This window comes from Coxiella-like endosymbiont of Rhipicephalus sanguineus (genome assembly GCF_018687865.1).
The window spans coordinates 1-18,689 of sequence record NZ_NIQB01000065.1; the positions used below are offsets into that span (position 1 = coordinate 1).

Below are 18,689 nucleotides of genomic sequence, written 5' to 3' on the forward strand. Positions count from 1 at the left end.
CTGCTTCGTCAAAAACATTATCTAGAGATAACATAGGAATTTCATGAAAAACAGTTTTAAATGTTTTAAGTGGTTCAGCACCTACTCTTTGCGTTGGTGAGGTAGACACAATTAATTCTGGATATTTTTCTTCTAATTGTTTTAATTCGTGAAAAAGCTCATCATAAATCGAATCGGGGATAACAGGCTCCGACAAAACGTAATATCGATAATCGTAATCGTTAATCTCTTTACGTAACTGCTCGACCTGCTTGCGAATCTTTTCAGGAACCGCCACTTTTTCACCTATACTTTAACTGATGTATTTTCTTCAAAAAAATTCTGTATCCGTTGGGATTCTTCAAAATGACGAATCCAAGTTCGAATTTGGGAAATTTTATCCATATTTAAAGGTTTTCGCTCTTCATCCCACACTTCACCACCCAAATCTTCACTTAACTGCCCGTGCCATTTCTAACATACTATTAAAAGCTGTCATTGGGTCCGGCACACGCTTTAATAAAAGAAATAACACCCCAAAATTAGAACAAGAAAAACTACCCATTTTAGACAATTCAAATGTTCCTGGTCTATTTAATGATGCCAAACTAAATAATATCTGACCTCGCCCCCGATTTTCATTTCATGTCGATGAAAATATTTTTCTCACCATACTGCAAGCCGGCTGCTAATAAGGCCTGCAATAAATTCATACCCATTATAAGAATATTCTGGAGGTGCCATTAGATAGAGAGTCACAATCTTGCAAACATCATTAGAACTGGTTGGCTTTCCCAAAATACCATTCGCATTTTCTATTTTAATCTCAGTCTTCTTTCTAGCAGGAAAACTCAAAGCATCGTCTATGCCATTTTGAAAATCTCCCGAGAGCAATGATTCTGGACAGTAACTCCGACGATCTACCAACCGTCTTCACTAACGAATCCACAGAATCCAACATCCCCCCCCCTACCAACAGAAATATTAAAAATAAAGTGAACCACATAAAATTTACCTATCCCTTCTAAGCCACCTCCACCATCCGAATAGCCTCCTTCATATCGACGGAAACGATGCGTGAAACACCCGGCTCCTGCATGGTGACACCCATCAGATAATCGGCCATTTCTATGGTTACTTTGTTATGGCTAATTACTAAAAATTGCACCTCTTTTGACATCTCTTTAACCAACTGGCAGAAGCGCCCAACATTAATATCATCTAACGGTGCATCCACCTCATCTAAAATGCAAAAGGGTGCCGGATTTAGCTGAAATAAAGAAAAGACCAAAGCAACAGCGGTTAATGTTTTTTCACCGCCGGATAACATATGGATAGTAACATTTCGTTTCCCGGGTGGTTGCGCACGAACAATAACACCTGTAGTTAATAGATTGGCATCCGTCATTCCCAAAGCTGCACGACCCCCACCGAAAATGCATGGAAATAATGATTGAAATTGCTGATTGACTCGATCATAAGTTTCTTGAAACTTAGCGCGCGTTTCACGATCAATCTTATGAATGGCATTTTTTAAAATTTCTAAAGCTTCTGTTAAATCTGCATGTTGTTTATCTAAGTAGCTTTTTCTTTCATTAATATTTTCATATTCTTCGATAGCTGCCAAATTGATTGGACCCATTTGTTGAATATGCTCCACCACGTGACCAAGTTTTTCTTGCCAAGTATTAATTTCAGCTTCTTCAGGTAATTCGCGCATCAATTGCTCATAATTAAATCCGTTTTCATTTAATTGTTCTTGAATAGTAGTTTGACGCACACTTACCGTTTGCCGTTGCATCCGACACTCTTCTAATTGAGCTTGAGTTTCATTAAGTGCTTTTTGCGTGGCGAAACGTTCGCTTTCAAGACGACGTAAAGTTTGATTAATTTCTTCTAAATTCCCCTCCACTTCACGCAATTTTTTTCAATAGTCAATCGTTTATCCAATTGTGCTTGTAATTCTTGATTCAATGCTTCTAAAGGTTTGTCTCCTTCTGATAAGTACTGAGATAATGTTTCCCGCCGCTTTGTCAATTGTTTTAATTGTCGCTGATCTCGCACAATGGTTTGTTTTAATAAATTCAATTGATCCTCACTGCTCGCTAAACGAAGTCTAATTCGTCAGCCTCTTTACGTTTTTGATGATCTTCTTCTCGGCGCTCAACTAATTCTTGTTTATAATGATCGCGTTCCTGCAATAATTCCTCACGCCGGGTGATCAATTGTTGTTTGGAATCGCTCAAGGAGTGAGCTTTGGTTTTGATAAATTCTAATTTCTTTTGGTATTCGATTATTTTCTGCTCGCAATCGCTTAGCGATTCTTTCAGGTGAAGCTGTCGCTGTTTGGCATCCTTCAACCTCGCTCTTTTAGCGCTCAAGGTAGTTTTTATTGTCGTTGCTTCTGAACTTAATTCTTGATAAAGCCGAACCAGTGATTCACGATCTGCTTCTTGCTGAATTAATTTTTGTTCGCCTTCCTTCAAAAGTGCTTCTTGGTCCTTACATTTTTCCTGTTGTTCAATAATGTCGCTTTTCAATTGTTTCAATTCTTGCTCTCGGACCAAAAATCCGTTTTGTGCATACTGCATTTTAGAAATACGGATCCAGTTTTGCCCTAACCATACTCCCTCATGAGTTATCACAGATTCATTATTTTTCAATGAAGGCTGCAATTGCTGAGCTTCCTCTAAAGAATCAGCAATATAAATCCCCGCTAACCAATGCTGAAAAGGCCAATCGCTATTTATTTGGCTGGAAAGGGTTGCTTTATTGTCCTGAGACGGTTCTGCAGATATTGCACTTCGATCCACGAGAGTGAGCCTACCCGCAGAGAGTTCAGTCACAGGAGAAATAAATGCTTCCAATGAATCCACACAAACTGTATCAAAATATCCCCCCAATACAGTTTCTACAGCAATTTCCCACCCAGAATTTACTGTTAAGTTTTGACCTAATCGAGGATTCTCTTTTAAGCTTTGACGGGAAAGCCATTCATTGACACCTTCACTAGTGTCTTCTAAGGCCAATTTTTGCAAAGCTTCTAACGAAGCCGCACGCGCTTCCGTAGCTTGTAAAGCCTGATACAAGGTTTGCAATTCTGCACGCAACACTTTATTCGCTTCTCGTTGGAGTGCAATTTCATTAGCAAAGGTTTGTAACTGAGCTTGGGTTTCTTCGAGGTTTTTGCTTAGCATTGCCGATCGATCCTCCAAAGGAGAAATTTCACTATGCAGCTTCTCAAGCTGTAACTGATTCAAATTCTGCTGAAATTGCTGACGGCGTTTTCCTAATTCAGTTAATTGTTGCTCGCAATGCTCTTTTTTCGTACGCATCACTTCAAACTGACTGGCTATTTGTGACGTCTCAGTTTGGAAAGCCTCCCATATTTCTTGCCACCGATTCATATTCGCTTCCACCTCTGCTAAGGCCTGTGCAGCAGTAATTGCAATGGTTTTAATAGTAGATGATTGGGGCTTTAAGCGCTCTAGTTCCGCTTTCAACTCAGTGATCTGTTCTTCACATTCTGCAGTATTGTTTTGCAATTCTTTCCAAACTCCTTCATTTTCTTCTAATTCCATTTGCCACCGCTGATTTTTTTCTTGCGTATCTTTAATACGTTGTTCCAAGCGGGCAATGTCAGCTCCTAACCCGTAATATTCTTTCTGAACTTCCTGATATTTTTCATTTATTTCTGTTAATTGTGCTCGTATTTTTTCTATTTTGGTTTCGATATGATGTTGATCACTTTGCTTTCCCTCTCGTAATGTGTGTTGTCGATCAATCATTTGATCAAATTCTAAAATCTTACGGTTTAATCCTTCCCATTGTAATGCTTTAATTTGGGCGCTTAATAAACGTTCCTCTTTTTTATAAAGTTTATAACGCTTTGTAGCATTCGCTTGTCGCTTCAAATGACGCAATTGCTTAGCCAATTCCTCACAAATATCATTGACTCGACCTAAATTTTCTTGAGTGTGGCACATCCGATTTTCTGTTTCACGACGACGTTCTTTATATTTGGAGATCCCCGCAGCTTCTTCGATATGCGCCCGCAATTCTTCAGGCTTTGCTTCGACAAGATTGGATATCATTCCTTGTTCGACGATAGCGTAGCTCCGAGTCCCAAGCCCCGTTCCTAAAAAGATGTCCACCACATCGCGTCGGCGTACATGCGTTCCATTGATAAAATAATTGGATTGTCCATCACGCTCTACTTCTCGCCGAATGGCGATTTCAGCATATTGGGCATATGCTCCCCCTACTCGACCATCGCTATTGTCAAAATGAAGCTCAATAGAAGCCCTCCCCACCGGTTTACGTGATGTAGTACCATTAAAAATAACATCACTCATGGACTGTCCTCGCAACTGTTTCGCTGAGGTTTCACCAATGACCCAACGAATTGCATCCACCACATTCGATTTACCACACCCATTAGGTCCCACAATGGCACTCATAGCACCACGAATGGGAATCAAAGTAGGATCAACGAATGATTTAAATCCTGCGAGTTTAATTGTCTTTAAGTACATGATTATTGGTTCTAGTCTACCGAAATTAGACAAGAGAAGAAAGCGCAAAGGCCCTAGGTCTAGGGGCCTTGGAGGGAAAAATGCCCCCGCTAAAATGATGTTACTTAGACTTTATTATTCACTAATTCGGCCAACTGATTTTCCGATAAGCTATCCACCACTTGCTCACCACTTATCTGTCGGTCATTTCCCGTTAGTTTCTTAAGAAGAGGTATCAAAGTAAACATGGCCAGTGAAATAGCAACCGTTGTTAAACCAATTTTTATGAATAAGTGGTTATAAATAGGCAATGATAAACAAGGATCTGTGGAAATATTCGCAGGAATGCTGGCGATGCTAGCTACTTTGCCTGCAATGATGCTAGCGATCGAAGCACACAGAAACCAAAGGCCCATAGTGAATCCCATAAACCGTTGTGGCACATAGCGGGCCGCCAAGGACAAACCAAGAGCACTTACCAAAAGTTCTCCCGTACTTTGCAACCAATAGGAAAAAACCAACCACATACCCGAAATTACTCCCTGGTGATTGAAGAGAGAACCCAATGGCAAGCATAAGAAGGCTAATCCAGCTAAAAGCGTTCCTAATGAAAACTTAGCTGGTAATGATAAATCTCGATTATGTTTATGCCATCCCTGGTAAAACCAAGCCATTACTGGGCTCATTGCCATTACCCAAAATGAATTTAGCATTTGAAATTGAGCCGCTTGAATCGGAATGCCAAGTATTGAGTGATGAACATTGCGCAAAGCAAACAATGACAACGACGTTGGCATTTGGAAATATAATACAAAAAAAACAACACCTTGAGCAAATAAAATTATAAATAAAAACATCCCTTTTCGTTCTTCCGGCGCTGCTTTAGCAATTAACGTCATATAAGAGAAGAGTAAAGTGATAGTCCCACCCAAAAGAAGCCAAGACACCATTTGATAATGATTTAATAAAAAATTGCTCCCGACGATTAACCCCACTGTTCCCAATAAAACATAGCCAAAATAATCCCAGCGCATAGCTTTTGGTCAGGGTTAGACCCGACGCCAACTATAGTCTTTCGCATAAAAAGAAAGTTCAAAATAGCAAGGATTATTCCAGCACAACAAACAGAAAAAGCCACATGCCAACCAAAAAATTTATTTAAAATGGGAGTGAGGTTCATTGAAATGGCTCCACCAATATTAATGGCCATGTAATATAAGGTAAAACCACTATCTAGATTATGAGGTGTCTCCTCATAAACTTTTGAGAGCAAACTGGAAGGATTGGCTTTGAAGAGCCCCACCCCCACTGCAATAAAAGCTAAGGGAAGTGCAAGATGATGGCTGGAAATTTCTGGTAAGGATAATAATAAATAGCCCAGTGCTAAAACTACTGCACCTAATAAAATCGTCCGTTTAGTTCCTAATACTTTATCACCTATATATCCGCCTAAACAGGGAAGTAAAAAAACTAAGGCACTAAAAGCAGCAAAAAGGAAGTCAGCATGACTATCTTGATAACCCAATCGTTGGACCATGTATAAGACGAGCAGCGCTTGTACTCCATAGAATCCAAATCGTTCCCAGATTTCGATGAAAAAGATGAGATAAAAAGGTTTAGGTTGCGCAGTCAAAGACCGAACTGACATGGGTACTCCTCGTAGTAGTGGATCACAATTTTGCCACTATATACGGATTTCCCACAAAATCCAACAAAACAATCAAAAAATAACCAGTTTTTAGGCTCTTACCTGTACCTGAATCTCTAGTTTCACAGTTCTTAGGGATTTTACCCAGGGATGGAATCTCTATATTAGTTTAGGTAACAACTGTTGAATGGCAACTATAGCCTCCGCAGGAGTTTTAAAACAGCCATAGAGAACCATATACCATTTGTGTGTCCTCCAGAAGACCCCCACGAAACATAGCTTGCCTTCTTCGACCAAGTACATTCTGCTTAATAAAACTTTTGATAGCGGCAGATCAACACTCGCCATCAATTAGGATGGTATAGTCCACCCTGTGAATTAAGTAAAGCCTTCCCTGCTTTTAAGTTTTTATGATAATTTCTTCAATAGCTGGGAAAATGTTCATGTAAAGGCTCCGTCCGTTATCCAGGCCGGGTATTGGCGCCATGAATATTTAGTTGCTTATTGCTTAGGTTGAGACACTGATCCTATCCTATGGAGTGAAGGACGAACAGCCTTTGGTGTTACTTGACCCGTAGCATTGTAGGTAGGACCGCTTACCTCACCTATCGTCAGATATTCTTTCCGATTTAGAATTTGGGTAGCTCGAATCGCCAAAGGTTGTTCTTGAGCTGCCGCTCGACGTATCCAAAGCAGCGCAGCATCGGTATTGCGCACAGTTCCAATCCCATAAAAATACATATAACCCAAAGCATATTGCACATCAGGATCACCTCGTTCCGCAGCAAGCTCGATTTTGCTTAACGAACAGTCGTATTTCCGTAGAAATACATTATGAGAGCATGCTGTTGTCCCTATAAAAGATTGCTGCGCAGCTATGATTTCTCGACTACGAGAACAACCGCCTACTAGAAAAAAAGAGAGGAGAATTTCGATTTCAAGAGCTATAAAAAAGCATTTACTTCGCGTCATAGCCACTATCCCTTTAATGTTCATTGACTTATTGCGTAAAATCCATTTTGCGACAAAAATATTAAAGAATGCAACTATTCTTAAAAGCACCCTCAACTTAAATGGCGATAAAAAACCCGCCATCCAAAAGAATAGCGAGCAGGTTTGGGGAAATAAATTTATTAAAATAATCTTACTTAAATTAAAACATATAGTATGGATATTCCAACGACTGATTATCCATATAACGACTTGGAAGAGAAGTCCCCGTAAAAATAGTTAGCAAGCTTTTGCATAACTAGCAAGTTGCTTTTCTCATAAAAGATCCTCCGTGATTGTTTATTTTAAAGCTAACCTTTGCTATCTGACCTGTGCGGTCTAGCTGTAAAACTACATTTCTTTTTTTCTAAAACCAAGACGAATTTCTATATTAACTCATCATTCTAAAGATAACAGACCTCCCTAATTGAGAACAAAAATTCTCTACAATATGAATTTAGAGAAAAATTATCGTAAAATTATTTTTCAATGGATTATATGGTAAATTATTTTTATTTGTTGGTGAGTATGCAAAAAAATGACAATATCTCTCTAATTTTTTTAGAAATAACTCACACTCTCTTGAGACATTCAGTAAAAGATGAGTCGAATTTATGATTTAAAAAATAAACGAGCGATATCGTTAATTGTCGCCTGAACCATTAGGAAAATGAAGAATACCACACCTAGGGTTAAACCAATAATTTGAATGCGTTCAGGTACAGGACGGCGAAAAAGACCCTCAATTATCTGAAACAAAAGATGTCCACCATCTAATCCGGGGATGGGTAATAAGTTAATGAAACCAATTGTTAAGCTAATAAAGCCAATAAAGCCTAAATAGACTTGAAATCCAGCTTGGATTGCTTTCCCAGCCGCCTGAAATACCGTAATGGGACCTCCAAGGGTATGGATAGAAACCTTGCCGACGATCATTTTTACCATAACCATCGCATTAAAAGTCAAAAGCTGCCAAGTTTGCTCTACCGCCGACCGCCAAGCTCCCCAGAACGAATACTCTTCTTTGTAAATTAAATTAGCAGCCCATTGAGGGGGTGGTTGCGATAAAACACCTAAATAACCTACCGTTGTCTCTTTCATATACTTTTTACCCGTTGTTAAGGAAATTAGATGAGTTTTATCATTCCGAATTACTGTAAGTTGAATTTTCTCATTTGGTTTTTGTCGGACAATATTAACCACTTCTAGCCAGTCTTTCACAGGCTGACCATTGATCGCCTTCACGCGATCACCCTGTTGCAATTGCGCTCTTTCCGCTGGCGACCCCTTAATTATTGAGGTGATGACGGGAGGAATTCGCGGTTGATAAGGAAGCAAACCCAAGCTTTTAAACACATTTGGACTGCGCTGATCTAAATTCCACTTCAATAATTCCAAATTCCGCAAACTTTCTTGAGAGGAATTTTGAGGCTTAACCATCATCTCCATTTGATTCCGATCACCCATTAGAGGAATTATTGCCATTAAAGCCTGCTGCCAGTTTTTGATCACTTTCCCATCGATTTCTACCAATTCGTCACCTGGTTTAATTCCTGCTTGCGCTGCGATTGAATGGGGGACAACTTCGCCCACAATAGGTCGAGTATGAGTCACACCCATCAGATACACCCCCCAGAAGGAAATCAGCGCTAACAAAAAATTAGTGGACGGTCCAGCAAGAACGACCAGTATTCGGATAAAAAGAGGTTTTTGATTGAAGGCACGATGGGCATCTTTAGCAGATGTAATCTCATCGCCCTCTCCTAACATTTTTACATAGCCTCCTAGAGGCAAGAGAGCCAAAATATATTCCGTCCCACTCTTTCCCTTCCATTTGCAAAGTGCCTTACCAAAGCCAATAGAAAAACGCAATACTTTAATACCGCAGGCACAGGCAACAACAAAATGCCCTAACTCATGCAAAATGATGATACTGAAGATGGCTATAATAGCGCCCAGAATGGCAATGGCTAGACTCATAGAAGTACTATTGTGCCTGCGGTGAAGTGAAGTGTCCAGACTATCAGAAATTCAATGCAACAAAAAATTCAATGCAACAAAATAAATTCGCTGGCACAGCACAACCACAATGCTGCCAATTTTGGCGTATATGGCGGCGGCTGTGAACTCCAAAATCCTTCACAGGATCAGAAAATTAATTATAAAACCGAACGACTTTAAACCGAACGACTTTTGGAAACATTATCTTCGCAATGCATTCAACCAGCATTACTCATGAAACTCATTCAAAATTCTCTCTTGGGTTATCGTCAAAAAGCGCGATTGAGCGTAAAATATGTAATTAAAAAAGATAAAGTCTTGATCGAATTTCGCGAAATAAATGCTCGTTATGGGGCTGATATTCAACGCTGTGAAATTGTAGACCCCTCAAATCAGTCTACATATTGAAGCCTTCAGCACACTCTTATATCAACTTAAAATACGCAATAAGATTCCTCAAATAGAAATTGCAGTGGGTGATCAACAAGCTGCTATTATCGGTTAGACACCTTTCACCTATTCCTCCTTCCGATCTGAAAACTTTGTGCTTTTTCTAACGAATACCAATTAATACTTTATTTATGCAGCCTAAAAGACTCGATAGCATTTATTTGGTATTGGCCAAAAAAAGAAAAGAATTTTTTAATTTATCATGTAGAAAATAAGAAACTCGCCATCCAATTTCTATCTCATCAATTTATTCAAATAAATACTTACTTCCGTTAATCTGCAAATGATTAACCAAGCATTAATGCTGCTCGATTTAAAGTCTCAGGACCAACTACAACTACTAATTGATTTATTTTGTAGTATCGGTAATTTTTTATTACTTTTGGCCAAATATGTGAAGCACGTTGTAGAAGTTGAAGCCGATTTTACCGCTGTCGAACAAGCAGAAATAAATATCCAAAATAATTCTATTTCAAACAAATGCAGATTTTTTTGTGAAGATTTATTCCATTCCTATTACAGCGAAGAATGGGCAAAATGCCTATTATGATAAAATCATATTAGATCCTCCCCGTAGCGGCGCCCAAGCACTCATACAATGGATAGTAAAAACCAATGTTATAACCTACACATTGTATATATCTCTTGCAATCCGACAACGTTGGCAGAAGATGCGAAAGAATTATTATAAGGGTAGTTATTTGTTAAAAAACCATAGATCTCATTGATATGTTCTTTCACACCAATCATATAGAAGCCATGGCATTATTTACAAAATGTTAGAAAAAATTCAACAATGGTTGCCTCAAATAGACAAGCAACGAAACAATCATCTGTTAAGAGCGGCCTGTTTATTTTCAGAATAATTAAGTGATCCCGCACTCAAAGAAGATCTAGTGGAAAAAGGGTTAGCCATCGCCTCCGAATTGCGACACCTCCGTTATGATAATCAGAGATTCGCTGCTGCGTTAATTTATCCCGCCTTTACAAAATTGAAAGAATCAAATGAGGTATTAACCAGCGAAATCGATGACACTGTAATTAAATTGGTGTGTCTGTCACATGGATACTATTGATCAGATATCGCTTCGAGCTAGTGAATTTTCTCAACAAAAAAATTCAACAAAAAAAATTTATTGATAATCTGTGGAAAATGTTATTGGTGATGGTGGACGATATTCGTATCGTACTTATCAAATTAGCAGAACGATTAGTTACCTTACGTTTTTTACGCAATCAATGTTCTTCTTTACAAAAAGATATTGCCTAAAAAATTATGGATCTTTACGCGCTATTATCTAATCGCCTAGGGTCAGTCAACTTAAATGGCAAATGGAAGATTGAGCTTTTCGCTACCTGGACCCTCATAATTATAGCAGGATTTCAAAATCTCTGGAGAAGAAATCTGGAGAAAAGAGTATCCCAAAACCGGTTTTACAAACAGGCTCTTAATCAAATCTATTCTTCTTTTAATTTCGCTTTCGTAACAGATTTGTTAGCCGCTATTTGGTGCAGGCGATATTAGAAATCCAGTCGGTATTGAAGAACTACCTTCGAGCCTCAGAAAAAAACTCTAGAGATTCAAACATTTCTTACATCACTAGAAATACTTCAAACAAAAATTGATCCCTACATCAGCCTAGAAAGAATAGGTAATTTATTAACCCAATTAGCCCGGTATTGCCAACCCATTCCAAGCGATCTTATTGTTGGTTATATTACTCAGGGACGAGGAATAACCATCCATCATCAAGATTGCTTTAATATCCAGCAGGCTCTTAAATATTCTCCCCAGGCGGGTGACAATAATCCACTGGGATGAATCTTTACCTAAACAATATTCCATCGATGTTATGATTATCGCTGATAATCAGCCTGGCATTATTCACGAAGTTACTAATACAAACTAATGAAAATATTTCAATTTTAGGATTAAACAGCTATGTGAATAAGTTAGAAAATTGTTGTTATATCAATCTTACTATCGAAATTAAAAATTTAGAATTACTTGATAAAATTCTTAAACATTTACAACAAATTTCCGATATATTTAAGTCTTAAATGAAAACGTTAAAAGGAGTTTTTATGCGTCGTTTCAAAGATGTCCGTTCTATAATTGAAAGTTTCCACAAAGTCCATTCACAATATTTGGTGGATCTTTTCGAAGCATTTACTCAAGAATCAGATACTCCAAACGAAACTTAATTTTATGGAAATTATGAGAATTTCTTGGATGAAAAAAACATTTGAAAATATCACCATACTATTAAAGATTTTTTTAACGACTATCTGAAAAATTCATCTATTGAAGGAAATGCAGTTGCATTAAGAAAAGCGATTACTTTGCCAAATGGAAATTTCGTACTCTTTTCATTACTCACAAAAAAATCTTTTTTGTTAATATTGAATAGAACTATCAAATAAAAAATAAGGATGTCCTTATCTTTTCTGAGTAAGTTAGTATCGAAACGATAATTGAGTATAATTACCAAAGAGAAAGCAAAATTCCGAAAATGATCTTTTAGATACAAGATTAATTTACCCTATCCCTTCCTTTCTAAAAAAACTTTTACTAAGTGCATTTCCTAGTACGCTTTGGCGAAGGGAACATTCCTCACCCCGGGAGTCAGGGAAGAAATAGAATTAGCTACTTACTACTTATAAATAAATTAACTGAGTAAAAGTCGTTTTTCAGCCTTCCCGAGTCGTCACCGCCTCTAAGCTGATGCTGGTAATCAGAGGCTTGCGAGTGAGTTCTACAATGTAAATGTATAACAATAAAGCTGCTATCCAAAAATGAACTGCCAGGCATCAGAAATTCTGAGATAACTCATTCCTAATCCAATGAGCCCTAAAATAAAGGATAAAGTACATAACAAAAAAGTAGATAAAGAAGCATTCAAACCTGCCACATGTAGGACATGATGAAAATGGTCCCGACTAGCTACTAATATGGGCTTTCGTTGTCGAACTCGCAAGACAATGACGTTTATCAAATCGAAAAGAGGGAAAGCCATTATCCACAGAATCGTCATAGGCTTAATCAATGCAGAATTTTTCTGGGATAAGTCAATTGCAAACCACGCTAATAGGAAAGCGATAAAGGTACTTCCAGAATCTCCCAAAAAAATACTGGCATGTCTGCGCCAAGGAAGTCGCATATTAAAACTTAAAAAAACGATTAGCAAAATAATTAAAATAAATAAGAATTGAAAATCCAAAAAGCATTGTAACTGCGCACTTAAAAAGAGTAATAAAACCGCTTGTCCTAAAGCAACGCCCCCGGCTAAGCCATCTTGACCATCGACCATATTCATCGCATTAATATTAGCTAATACTACTAATACCGTTAAAGGTATTGCCAATAAACCTATTTTCAAATCCCCTCCAAAAATAAATTACCCAAATTAAAAAGGATCACATTCCCCCAAATAATCATCAGCAATGCCGCAAATAATTGGCCCACCAAGCGAAGCTTAGAACTTAAATCTCTAAAATCATCTACCACGCCCATAAGCACTAAAATGCTGCTGCCTTCTAACATTCCTCGATAAGGAAGTAACGATGTTGAAAGTGCTAATAAAGCAAAGCAAAAAGAAAAAAATAAAGCGATTCCCCCAATCAAAGGGACATTTTTTTTATGCCATTTCCGTCCATTGGGACGGTCCACAAACCCAATTCGGATAGCTAAAGGTCGTAAGAGCCAAATACAAAATAACGAGGCTAAAAATGCAATTACACCACTTTTTAATAGTTCCATAATTCAACCTCTCCTACTGACCTAAAAAATTCAACACTTCTATTGATCCGCCACAAGAGGAACATGATAACAAGCGTTAAAAAGACTATTCAAGCGGGATTGATTACAGAGTAATAGCCTGAATTGTGGGATGGCAATCTAGGCTACTACTAAGTTCTAAGAATTTACCGTCAGGCAATTCGGATTATTTTTAACGATTCGATCGATAATTTTTTCTGATACCTTGGACAGAAGCCAAATCTTATATGGATTTCGCTTTTTTAGACCCAATCCCCTTAAGGGTAGCCAAAGGACTGATATCATCGGTGTTGATATCGATAGGTCCCAATTTCTGTGAAGCTACTGGTGTGCGATGATATCTGCTAACGGCAGCGGGCTTTGCTTGTACAGAAAAAATGCCCAATAAACATTTAAATTCTAAAAAGAACAATACAGGGTCATGGGTATGTGGGGGTGTTTATGATTTTTAGATCACTTTTTTTATCGAATTTGTAATCCTTTGTAAGGTTTCTCTCCGGTTTCTAGATTGGGTTATGGGTCTACCAATGACGAGATAATCACTTCCCGCTTTAATAGCCGCTTCGGGTGTGATGATGCGTTTCTGATCATTTTTTTGATTCATCGCCAAACGAATACCAGGCGTTACTAATAAAAAATTTGATCCCAATTGTTTACGTAAAGCAGATGCTTCATGCGCTGAACAGACCACCCCATCCAATCCCGATTCTTTAGCCAGCATTGCCATACGGGAAACCACCACTGATAGATCGTCGTTAATTCCTAACGTTTTTAAGTCGTTGCTCTCTAAACTCGTTAAAACCGTAACGCCGATTAAAAACGGTTTTTTAGCAATCGCTACGTTTTGTAGCGAATCGACCACAGTTTCCAGCATAGTTCGTCCACCCAAGATATGAATATTAATCATCCATACGCCTAAAAGCGCAGCCGCACGACAAGCACCAATTACTGTTTGCGGAATATCATGAAATTTTAAATCCAAAAAAATTTGATAACCCTTGTGCATTAGTTCTTCAACGAGCGAAGGCCCATAACGTGTAAATAAAATATTTCCAATTTTAAGATGACATAATTGGGGGTCTAATGAAGATACTTCTTCATATGCTTGATCCCGAGTGTCGGCATCAATAGAAACGATAATTTTAGGTTCAGCCTTCTTTTTCATTTCAGTTTCCTTCCAAGCCTTGAATAGGCTTTATCGTGTTCCAATGTTGGCAACTCGGACAAAGCCAAAACAACATTTTTCCGGAAAGACCACAATGGGAACATCGATAGATAGGCTTATCTGCCAGCAGTTTCTCAATAAATCTCTTCAAAATTAATAGCTTATCTCTAGTATCGCCACTGGAATTGAGTAGATATAAGCTCACCAAATGGGCAAGACCTCGCAAGGAGGGTTGTCGCTGAATTTGTCGGGCTACAAACTCAATGGCAACCTTCTCTCCTTCTTGACGTTGCAAATAATCTGAAATAGCTAATACGAGCGAAATTCGAGAATATCGCACTAAGCACTCTTTAAAAAAACAACCAATTTTTCTTCTTCATTGATATGCTGATAACATTCAACAAGCGCTGCCACCACTTCAGAAATATAATCGGGATCTTGATCGATAACGCGTTTATAACATCTAATGGCCCCTTTATAATGTTTCTCACCACTTTCTTGACGAGCCTGAAGCAAACTGGCACGGACACAATTAGGATCTATGGCTTGTGCTCTCTTTAAGTAATAAGCGCCCTGCGAAGGGTGTCCTTTATCAATCAGTTGTTCAGCCAATTCACAATGGTATTGAGCAATAATATCTCGAACAGGCTCACCCAAGGCCAATAATTTTTGCGCAGTCTCAATTGCTTTTTGCCAATCTTTCTCTTGCTGGTAAATGTGTAACAAAAATCGTAAGCTGCCTTGATTCTCTTCTCCCATTTCCACGAGCTCGAGAAATAAACGTTCTGCACGATCCAATACTCCAGCTCGCAAATAATCTTGCCCTAATTCAGATAAAGCATGAAATCGCTGTTCTTTGGCAAGTTGAGGTCGAGCAATTAAATTTTGATGAACACGAATAGCACGATCGACTTCGCCACGGCGACGAAATAGACTACCCAATGCTAAATGCGTTTCTACCGTATCTGTATCAACCTCGAGTAATTTAATAAAAACATCGACAGCTTTGTCAGGCTGTTCATTGATTAAATAATTTAAACCCTTAAAATAATTGTGGCGCAAAGCGGGCGACAATTTAGAATTATTTCTAAATGAAACTCGATGACCCGCAAACCACCCTCCGACGGCTGCTACAGGCAATAATAAAAAAAGTGTTTCGACGATCACTAATGAACATCCTTAATTGGAATAGTTCGTAAATTTTCCACTTCTTGTTCGATTTGTTTTACCTTATATTTAAGCTGACGAACGGTGTTTTTATTTTTAATCCAGGAAGGCAACAAAACGATAATTCCTAATGCCGCGCCAACCAACAATGCTAATAAGATTATCAACGGCAAATAAATGGCTTGTGTGTCCAGATAATAATTGAGAACTATTTTTTGTGGATTAAGAGCAGCAAAGGTAATACCTAACAAAATAATCAATATCCAAAAAAGATATAAAATGTAACGCATAAGTCTGTCCTTCATTCAGTTACTCGAGGAGTTTTCCAAGTGATATTCTACCTGAAATTAATAAGAGATGCTTGGCTCATAAAAACGTAGAGCACTTCAGAGGAATAATTTTGTAGAGACTTATAATGGGATAAAGAGAGAAATAGTTCTGTTTCTCCCTTATAAAAGGGAGAAACAGTAGATAGTTTTACCTGAAGGATTTATCGAACTTATCCGATCTACTCTTCTTATTTGTTCTGCATTTGCTCTTTGAGTAGATCTCCCAAAGTAGTTTTCGTCGGCACATCAGTTACTGTCCGACTTCCATTATCAGAACGTCCTTCCACAGCTTTATGGGATACTTGAATGAGACGATTTTTATGATCAACATTAATGATTTTGACTGCGATTTCATCACCTACATTGAGTTCCTCTGTCAAATCTTTTACACGATCATAGGTGTAGTCTGCTAAGCGCATTTGACCAAACACCTGCTCGCCCAATTCTAAAGTAGCTTGTTTGCTTTCAATTTCTTTTACTTTGGCTCGGATGGTCGCATCTTTATCGTGTTTTTCCAGGAATTCTTCTACAGGATTGCCTTCGAGCTGTTTGATGCCCAGAGAAACTCGCTCACGTTCAGGATCGATCGCCAAGATAATGGCTTCCACTTCATCACCTTTCTTGTAACGACGAATTGCTTCCTCAGCACTTTCTGACCAAGAAATATCGGATAAATGTACGAGGCCATCGATATCACCCTCCAATCCAATAAACATGCCAAAATCGGTAATGGAGCGAATTTTACCTGTAATTTTTTCATCTTTTTGATGTTTTTCAGCGAATTCTTGCCACGGATTGTGTTTGCATTGTTTAATCCCCAATGAAATACGACGACGCTCTTCGTCGATTTCAAGCACCATAATCTCAACTTCTTCTCCAGGTTGAACAACTTTACTGGGATGAATATTTTTATTAGTCCAATTCAATTCAGAAGTATGGACTAACCCTTCTACACCCTCTTCGAGTTGAACAAAGCAACCGTAATCCGTGATATTGGTTACTTTTCCAAATACTCGCGAGTTTACGGGGTAGCGTCGTTTAATATTTAACCAAGGGTCATCGGCCAATTGTTTCATTCCTAACGACACACGATTTTTATCGCGATCAAATTTGAGAACTTTAACGTGAACCTCATCCCCTATATCAAGCAACTCACTCGGATGTTTGACGCGTTTCCAAGCCATATCAGTGATATGGAGCAAACCATCAACACCTCCTAAATCGACAAAAGCACCGTAATCAGTAATATTTTTAATAATCCCTTTAACTTCTTGCCCCTCCTGGAGTTCCTCTAATCGAGCCAGACGCTCAGCGCTAGATTCAGCCTCCATTACGGCACGTCGGGAAACAACAACATTATTTCGATGACGATCCATCTTAATAATTTTGAAATCATGTTCGGTATCTTTGAGGGAATCTGGGTCTCGAATGGGTTTAAGGTCTACTAAAGAACCCGGCAAAAAAGCGCGAATTGAATTGATTTCCACAGTAAATCCGCCTTTAACCCGTTCTATAATCTTGCCTTTAACCAATTCTCCGGTTTTATAAGATTTTTCAACCTGGCTCCAAGCTTTCGTACGGCGTGCTTTTTCACGTGATAAGCGGGTTTCACCAAAACCATTGTCAGGAGTATCGACCACCACATCCACTTTATCACCCACGTGAATTTCTTCGTGGCGGAATTCAGAAGCAGGTATAACTCCTTCGGATTTAAGACCGGCATTAACAATTACCCGGTCGGGTCCAATTTCAACAATAGTAGCCTTAACTAAGGCACCAGACCGTAAATCAGTTTCTATTAAACTTTTTTCAAATAAATCAGCAAAATTTTCGCTCATGCACTCACACATTATTTTTAACCATACCAAAAAAGGTATGGCTTATCGTTAAATTTTATCCTGTCTAAACAGATAGGCAAGACCCATAACTTAATTTAACCAAGTCCCCGCTCTTTGATATGGTTCATAACCTTTACAAAGACTTCTTCGATACTTAATTTAGTGGTATCGATAATCAGAGCATCCGCTGCGGGTTTGCTAGGAGAAATTATTCGGTTAACGTCACGGTGATCACGCTCCTCCAAATCTTCTTGGATGTCACGCAGGCTAACATTAATCCCTCGTTTTTGCAACTGCCTATAGCGCCGGTAAGCGCGTTCTTGCGGATCGGCATCAAAATAGAATTTAAGAGTAGTGTTGGGAAAAACAACCGTTCCCATATCGCGACCATCAGCCACTAATCCCGGACAACGACGAAAATCATGCTGGTATTGAAGAACGGCTTGCCGAACCACCGACAGAGCCGAAGCCTTAGAAGCCAAAGCGCCACACTTTTCGGTTCGGATGGCCTCCGTAATATCATGGTTATCACAACTAACTTTTAGCTTTCTAACAACAGGCTGGCTTTCGACTGCTATTTGAAGTCGTTTTAGAAGATCAGCAATCCCTTTCTGGTCTGCTAAGGAAACACCGTAGTAAGATAATGCCCAAGCTATCGCACGGTAAATAATCCCACTATCCAAAAAATGCCAATGTAAAGCTTGAGCGACTCTAAGAGCAATAGTCCCTTTTCCAGAACCGGAAGGACCATCAATGGTAATAACCGGGGCTTGTTTTTTTAGATTACTCATATTTCGTTCCACTGGAAAGGATTAAAGATCTCTGCCTAA

The 18,689-nt window shown here is 38.7% G+C and carries 21 protein-coding genes and 3 pseudogenes; 7 read left to right on the forward strand and 17 right to left on the reverse strand.

The window, feature by feature from the left end:
* From B1F79_RS03710 to rseP, 10 genes and pseudogenes are all read right to left on the reverse strand, one after another.
* The coding region (locus B1F79_RS03710) for a DNA ligase LigA-related protein (protein WP_443652031.1) at positions 1–277 on the reverse strand (277 nt) is incomplete at its 3' end.
* 8 nt (positions 278–285) lie between these two features.
* Positions 286–426, reverse strand: coding sequence for a hypothetical protein (locus B1F79_RS03715; RefSeq protein ID WP_251366041.1), 141 nt, complete (start codon positions 424–426; stop codon positions 286–288).
* A 4-nt stretch (positions 427–430) separates the two neighbouring features.
* Positions 431–586, reverse strand: coding sequence for a cell division protein ZipA C-terminal FtsZ-binding domain-containing protein (locus B1F79_RS03720; protein ID WP_251366042.1), 156 nt, complete (start codon positions 584–586; stop codon positions 431–433).
* A gap of 59 nt (positions 587–645) precedes the next feature.
* Positions 646–906, reverse strand: a complete 261-nt coding sequence (locus tag B1F79_RS03725) for a hypothetical protein (RefSeq protein WP_251366043.1) — start codon at positions 904–906, stop codon at positions 646–648.
* A 97-nt stretch (positions 907–1,003) separates the two neighbouring features.
* Complete coding sequence (locus tag B1F79_RS03730; protein WP_251366063.1) at positions 1,004–1,891, reverse strand: chromosome segregation SMC family protein; 888 nt, start codon at positions 1,889–1,891, stop codon at positions 1,004–1,006.
* The gene (locus B1F79_RS03735) at positions 1,876–2,067 is read right to left on the reverse strand and encodes a hypothetical protein (protein ID WP_251366044.1); all 192 of its coding nucleotides are present in this window, start codon (positions 2,065–2,067) and stop codon (positions 1,876–1,878) included. The genes B1F79_RS03730 and B1F79_RS03735 overlap by 16 nt, the downstream gene beginning before the upstream one ends.
* A 17-nt stretch (positions 2,068–2,084) precedes the next feature.
* On the reverse strand, positions 2,085–4,514 hold the full coding sequence (gene smc, locus B1F79_RS03740) for a chromosome segregation protein SMC (protein WP_251366045.1): 2,430 nt from the start codon (positions 4,512–4,514) through the stop codon (positions 2,085–2,087).
* A gap of 104 nt (positions 4,515–4,618) precedes the next feature.
* Positions 4,619–6,141: pseudogene (locus B1F79_RS03745) on the reverse strand (peptide MFS transporter).
* Between the two features lie 501 nt (positions 6,142–6,642).
* Positions 6,643–7,113: a tetratricopeptide repeat protein gene (locus tag B1F79_RS03750; RefSeq protein ID WP_251366046.1), complete on the reverse strand. Its 471-nt coding sequence runs from the start codon at positions 7,111–7,113 to the stop codon at positions 6,643–6,645.
* 630 nt (positions 7,114–7,743) lie between these two features.
* Positions 7,744–9,111, reverse strand: a complete 1,368-nt coding sequence (gene rseP / locus B1F79_RS03755) for an RIP metalloprotease RseP (RefSeq protein ID WP_251366047.1) — start codon at positions 9,109–9,111, stop codon at positions 7,744–7,746.
* Between the two features lie 255 nt (positions 9,112–9,366).
* Here rseP and B1F79_RS03760 point away from each other — a divergent pair, with 255 nt between their 5' ends.
* From B1F79_RS03760 to B1F79_RS03785, 7 genes are all read left to right on the forward strand, one after another.
* Entirely contained in the window at positions 9,367–9,540 is a 174-nt protein-coding gene (locus B1F79_RS03760) for a hypothetical protein (RefSeq protein WP_251366048.1), read from the forward strand.
* Positions 9,541–9,859: 319 nt separating this feature from the next.
* The gene (locus B1F79_RS03765; protein WP_285896393.1) at positions 9,860–10,132 is read left to right on the forward strand and encodes a methyltransferase; all 273 of its coding nucleotides are present in this window, start codon (positions 9,860–9,862) and stop codon (positions 10,130–10,132) included.
* Between the two features lie 346 nt (positions 10,133–10,478).
* A complete protein-coding gene (locus B1F79_RS03770) occupies positions 10,479–10,658 on the forward strand; it encodes a hypothetical protein (protein ID WP_251366050.1) in 180 nt (59 codons plus the stop codon).
* A 20-nt stretch (positions 10,659–10,678) separates the two neighbouring features.
* A complete protein-coding gene (locus tag B1F79_RS06600; protein WP_251366051.1) occupies positions 10,679–10,852 on the forward strand; it encodes an HD domain-containing protein in 174 nt (57 codons plus the stop codon).
* Between the two features lie 420 nt (positions 10,853–11,272).
* Positions 11,273–11,404, forward strand: coding sequence for a hypothetical protein (locus tag B1F79_RS07230; protein ID WP_504739181.1), 132 nt, complete (start codon positions 11,273–11,275; stop codon positions 11,402–11,404).
* A gap of 122 nt (positions 11,405–11,526) precedes the next feature.
* The gene (locus B1F79_RS06605; protein WP_251366052.1) at positions 11,527–11,643 is read left to right on the forward strand and encodes an ACT domain-containing protein; all 117 of its coding nucleotides are present in this window, start codon (positions 11,527–11,529) and stop codon (positions 11,641–11,643) included.
* Positions 11,644–11,787 (forward strand): hypothetical protein, encoded by a 144-nt coding sequence (locus B1F79_RS03785; RefSeq protein ID WP_251366053.1) that lies wholly within the window; start codon positions 11,644–11,646, stop codon positions 11,785–11,787.
* Between the two features lie 486 nt (positions 11,788–12,273).
* Here the strand turns inward: B1F79_RS03785 and B1F79_RS03790 are convergent.
* The 7 genes and pseudogenes from B1F79_RS03790 to cmk form a co-directional block, all read right to left on the reverse strand.
* Positions 12,274–13,342: pseudogene (locus tag B1F79_RS03790) on the reverse strand (MraY family glycosyltransferase).
* Between the two features lie 241 nt (positions 13,343–13,583).
* Positions 13,584–13,745: a ComEA family DNA-binding protein gene (locus tag B1F79_RS03795; protein WP_251366054.1), complete on the reverse strand. Its 162-nt coding sequence runs from the start codon at positions 13,743–13,745 to the stop codon at positions 13,584–13,586.
* A gap of 63 nt (positions 13,746–13,808) precedes the next feature.
* Positions 13,809–14,525, reverse strand: coding sequence for an orotidine-5'-phosphate decarboxylase (pyrF, locus tag B1F79_RS03800; RefSeq protein ID WP_251366055.1), 717 nt, complete (start codon positions 14,523–14,525; stop codon positions 13,809–13,811).
* A 1-nt stretch (position 14,526) separates the two neighbouring features.
* A pseudogene (gene lapB, locus B1F79_RS03805) lies at positions 14,527–15,692 on the reverse strand (lipopolysaccharide assembly protein LapB).
* Positions 15,692–15,982 (reverse strand): lipopolysaccharide assembly protein LapA domain-containing protein, encoded by a 291-nt coding sequence (locus B1F79_RS03810; protein WP_048875781.1) that lies wholly within the window; start codon positions 15,980–15,982, stop codon positions 15,692–15,694. Before B1F79_RS03810 ends, lapB begins: the two are co-directional and overlap by 1 nt.
* Before the next feature lie 227 nt (positions 15,983–16,209).
* A complete protein-coding gene (gene rpsA, locus B1F79_RS03815; RefSeq protein ID WP_251366056.1) occupies positions 16,210–17,859 on the reverse strand; it encodes a 30S ribosomal protein S1 in 1,650 nt (549 codons plus the stop codon).
* 95 nt (positions 17,860–17,954) lie between these two features.
* Positions 17,955–18,650 (reverse strand): (d)CMP kinase, encoded by a 696-nt coding sequence (gene cmk / locus B1F79_RS03820; RefSeq protein ID WP_251366057.1) that lies wholly within the window; start codon positions 18,648–18,650, stop codon positions 17,955–17,957.
* Positions 18,651–18,689: the final 39 nt, after the last annotated feature.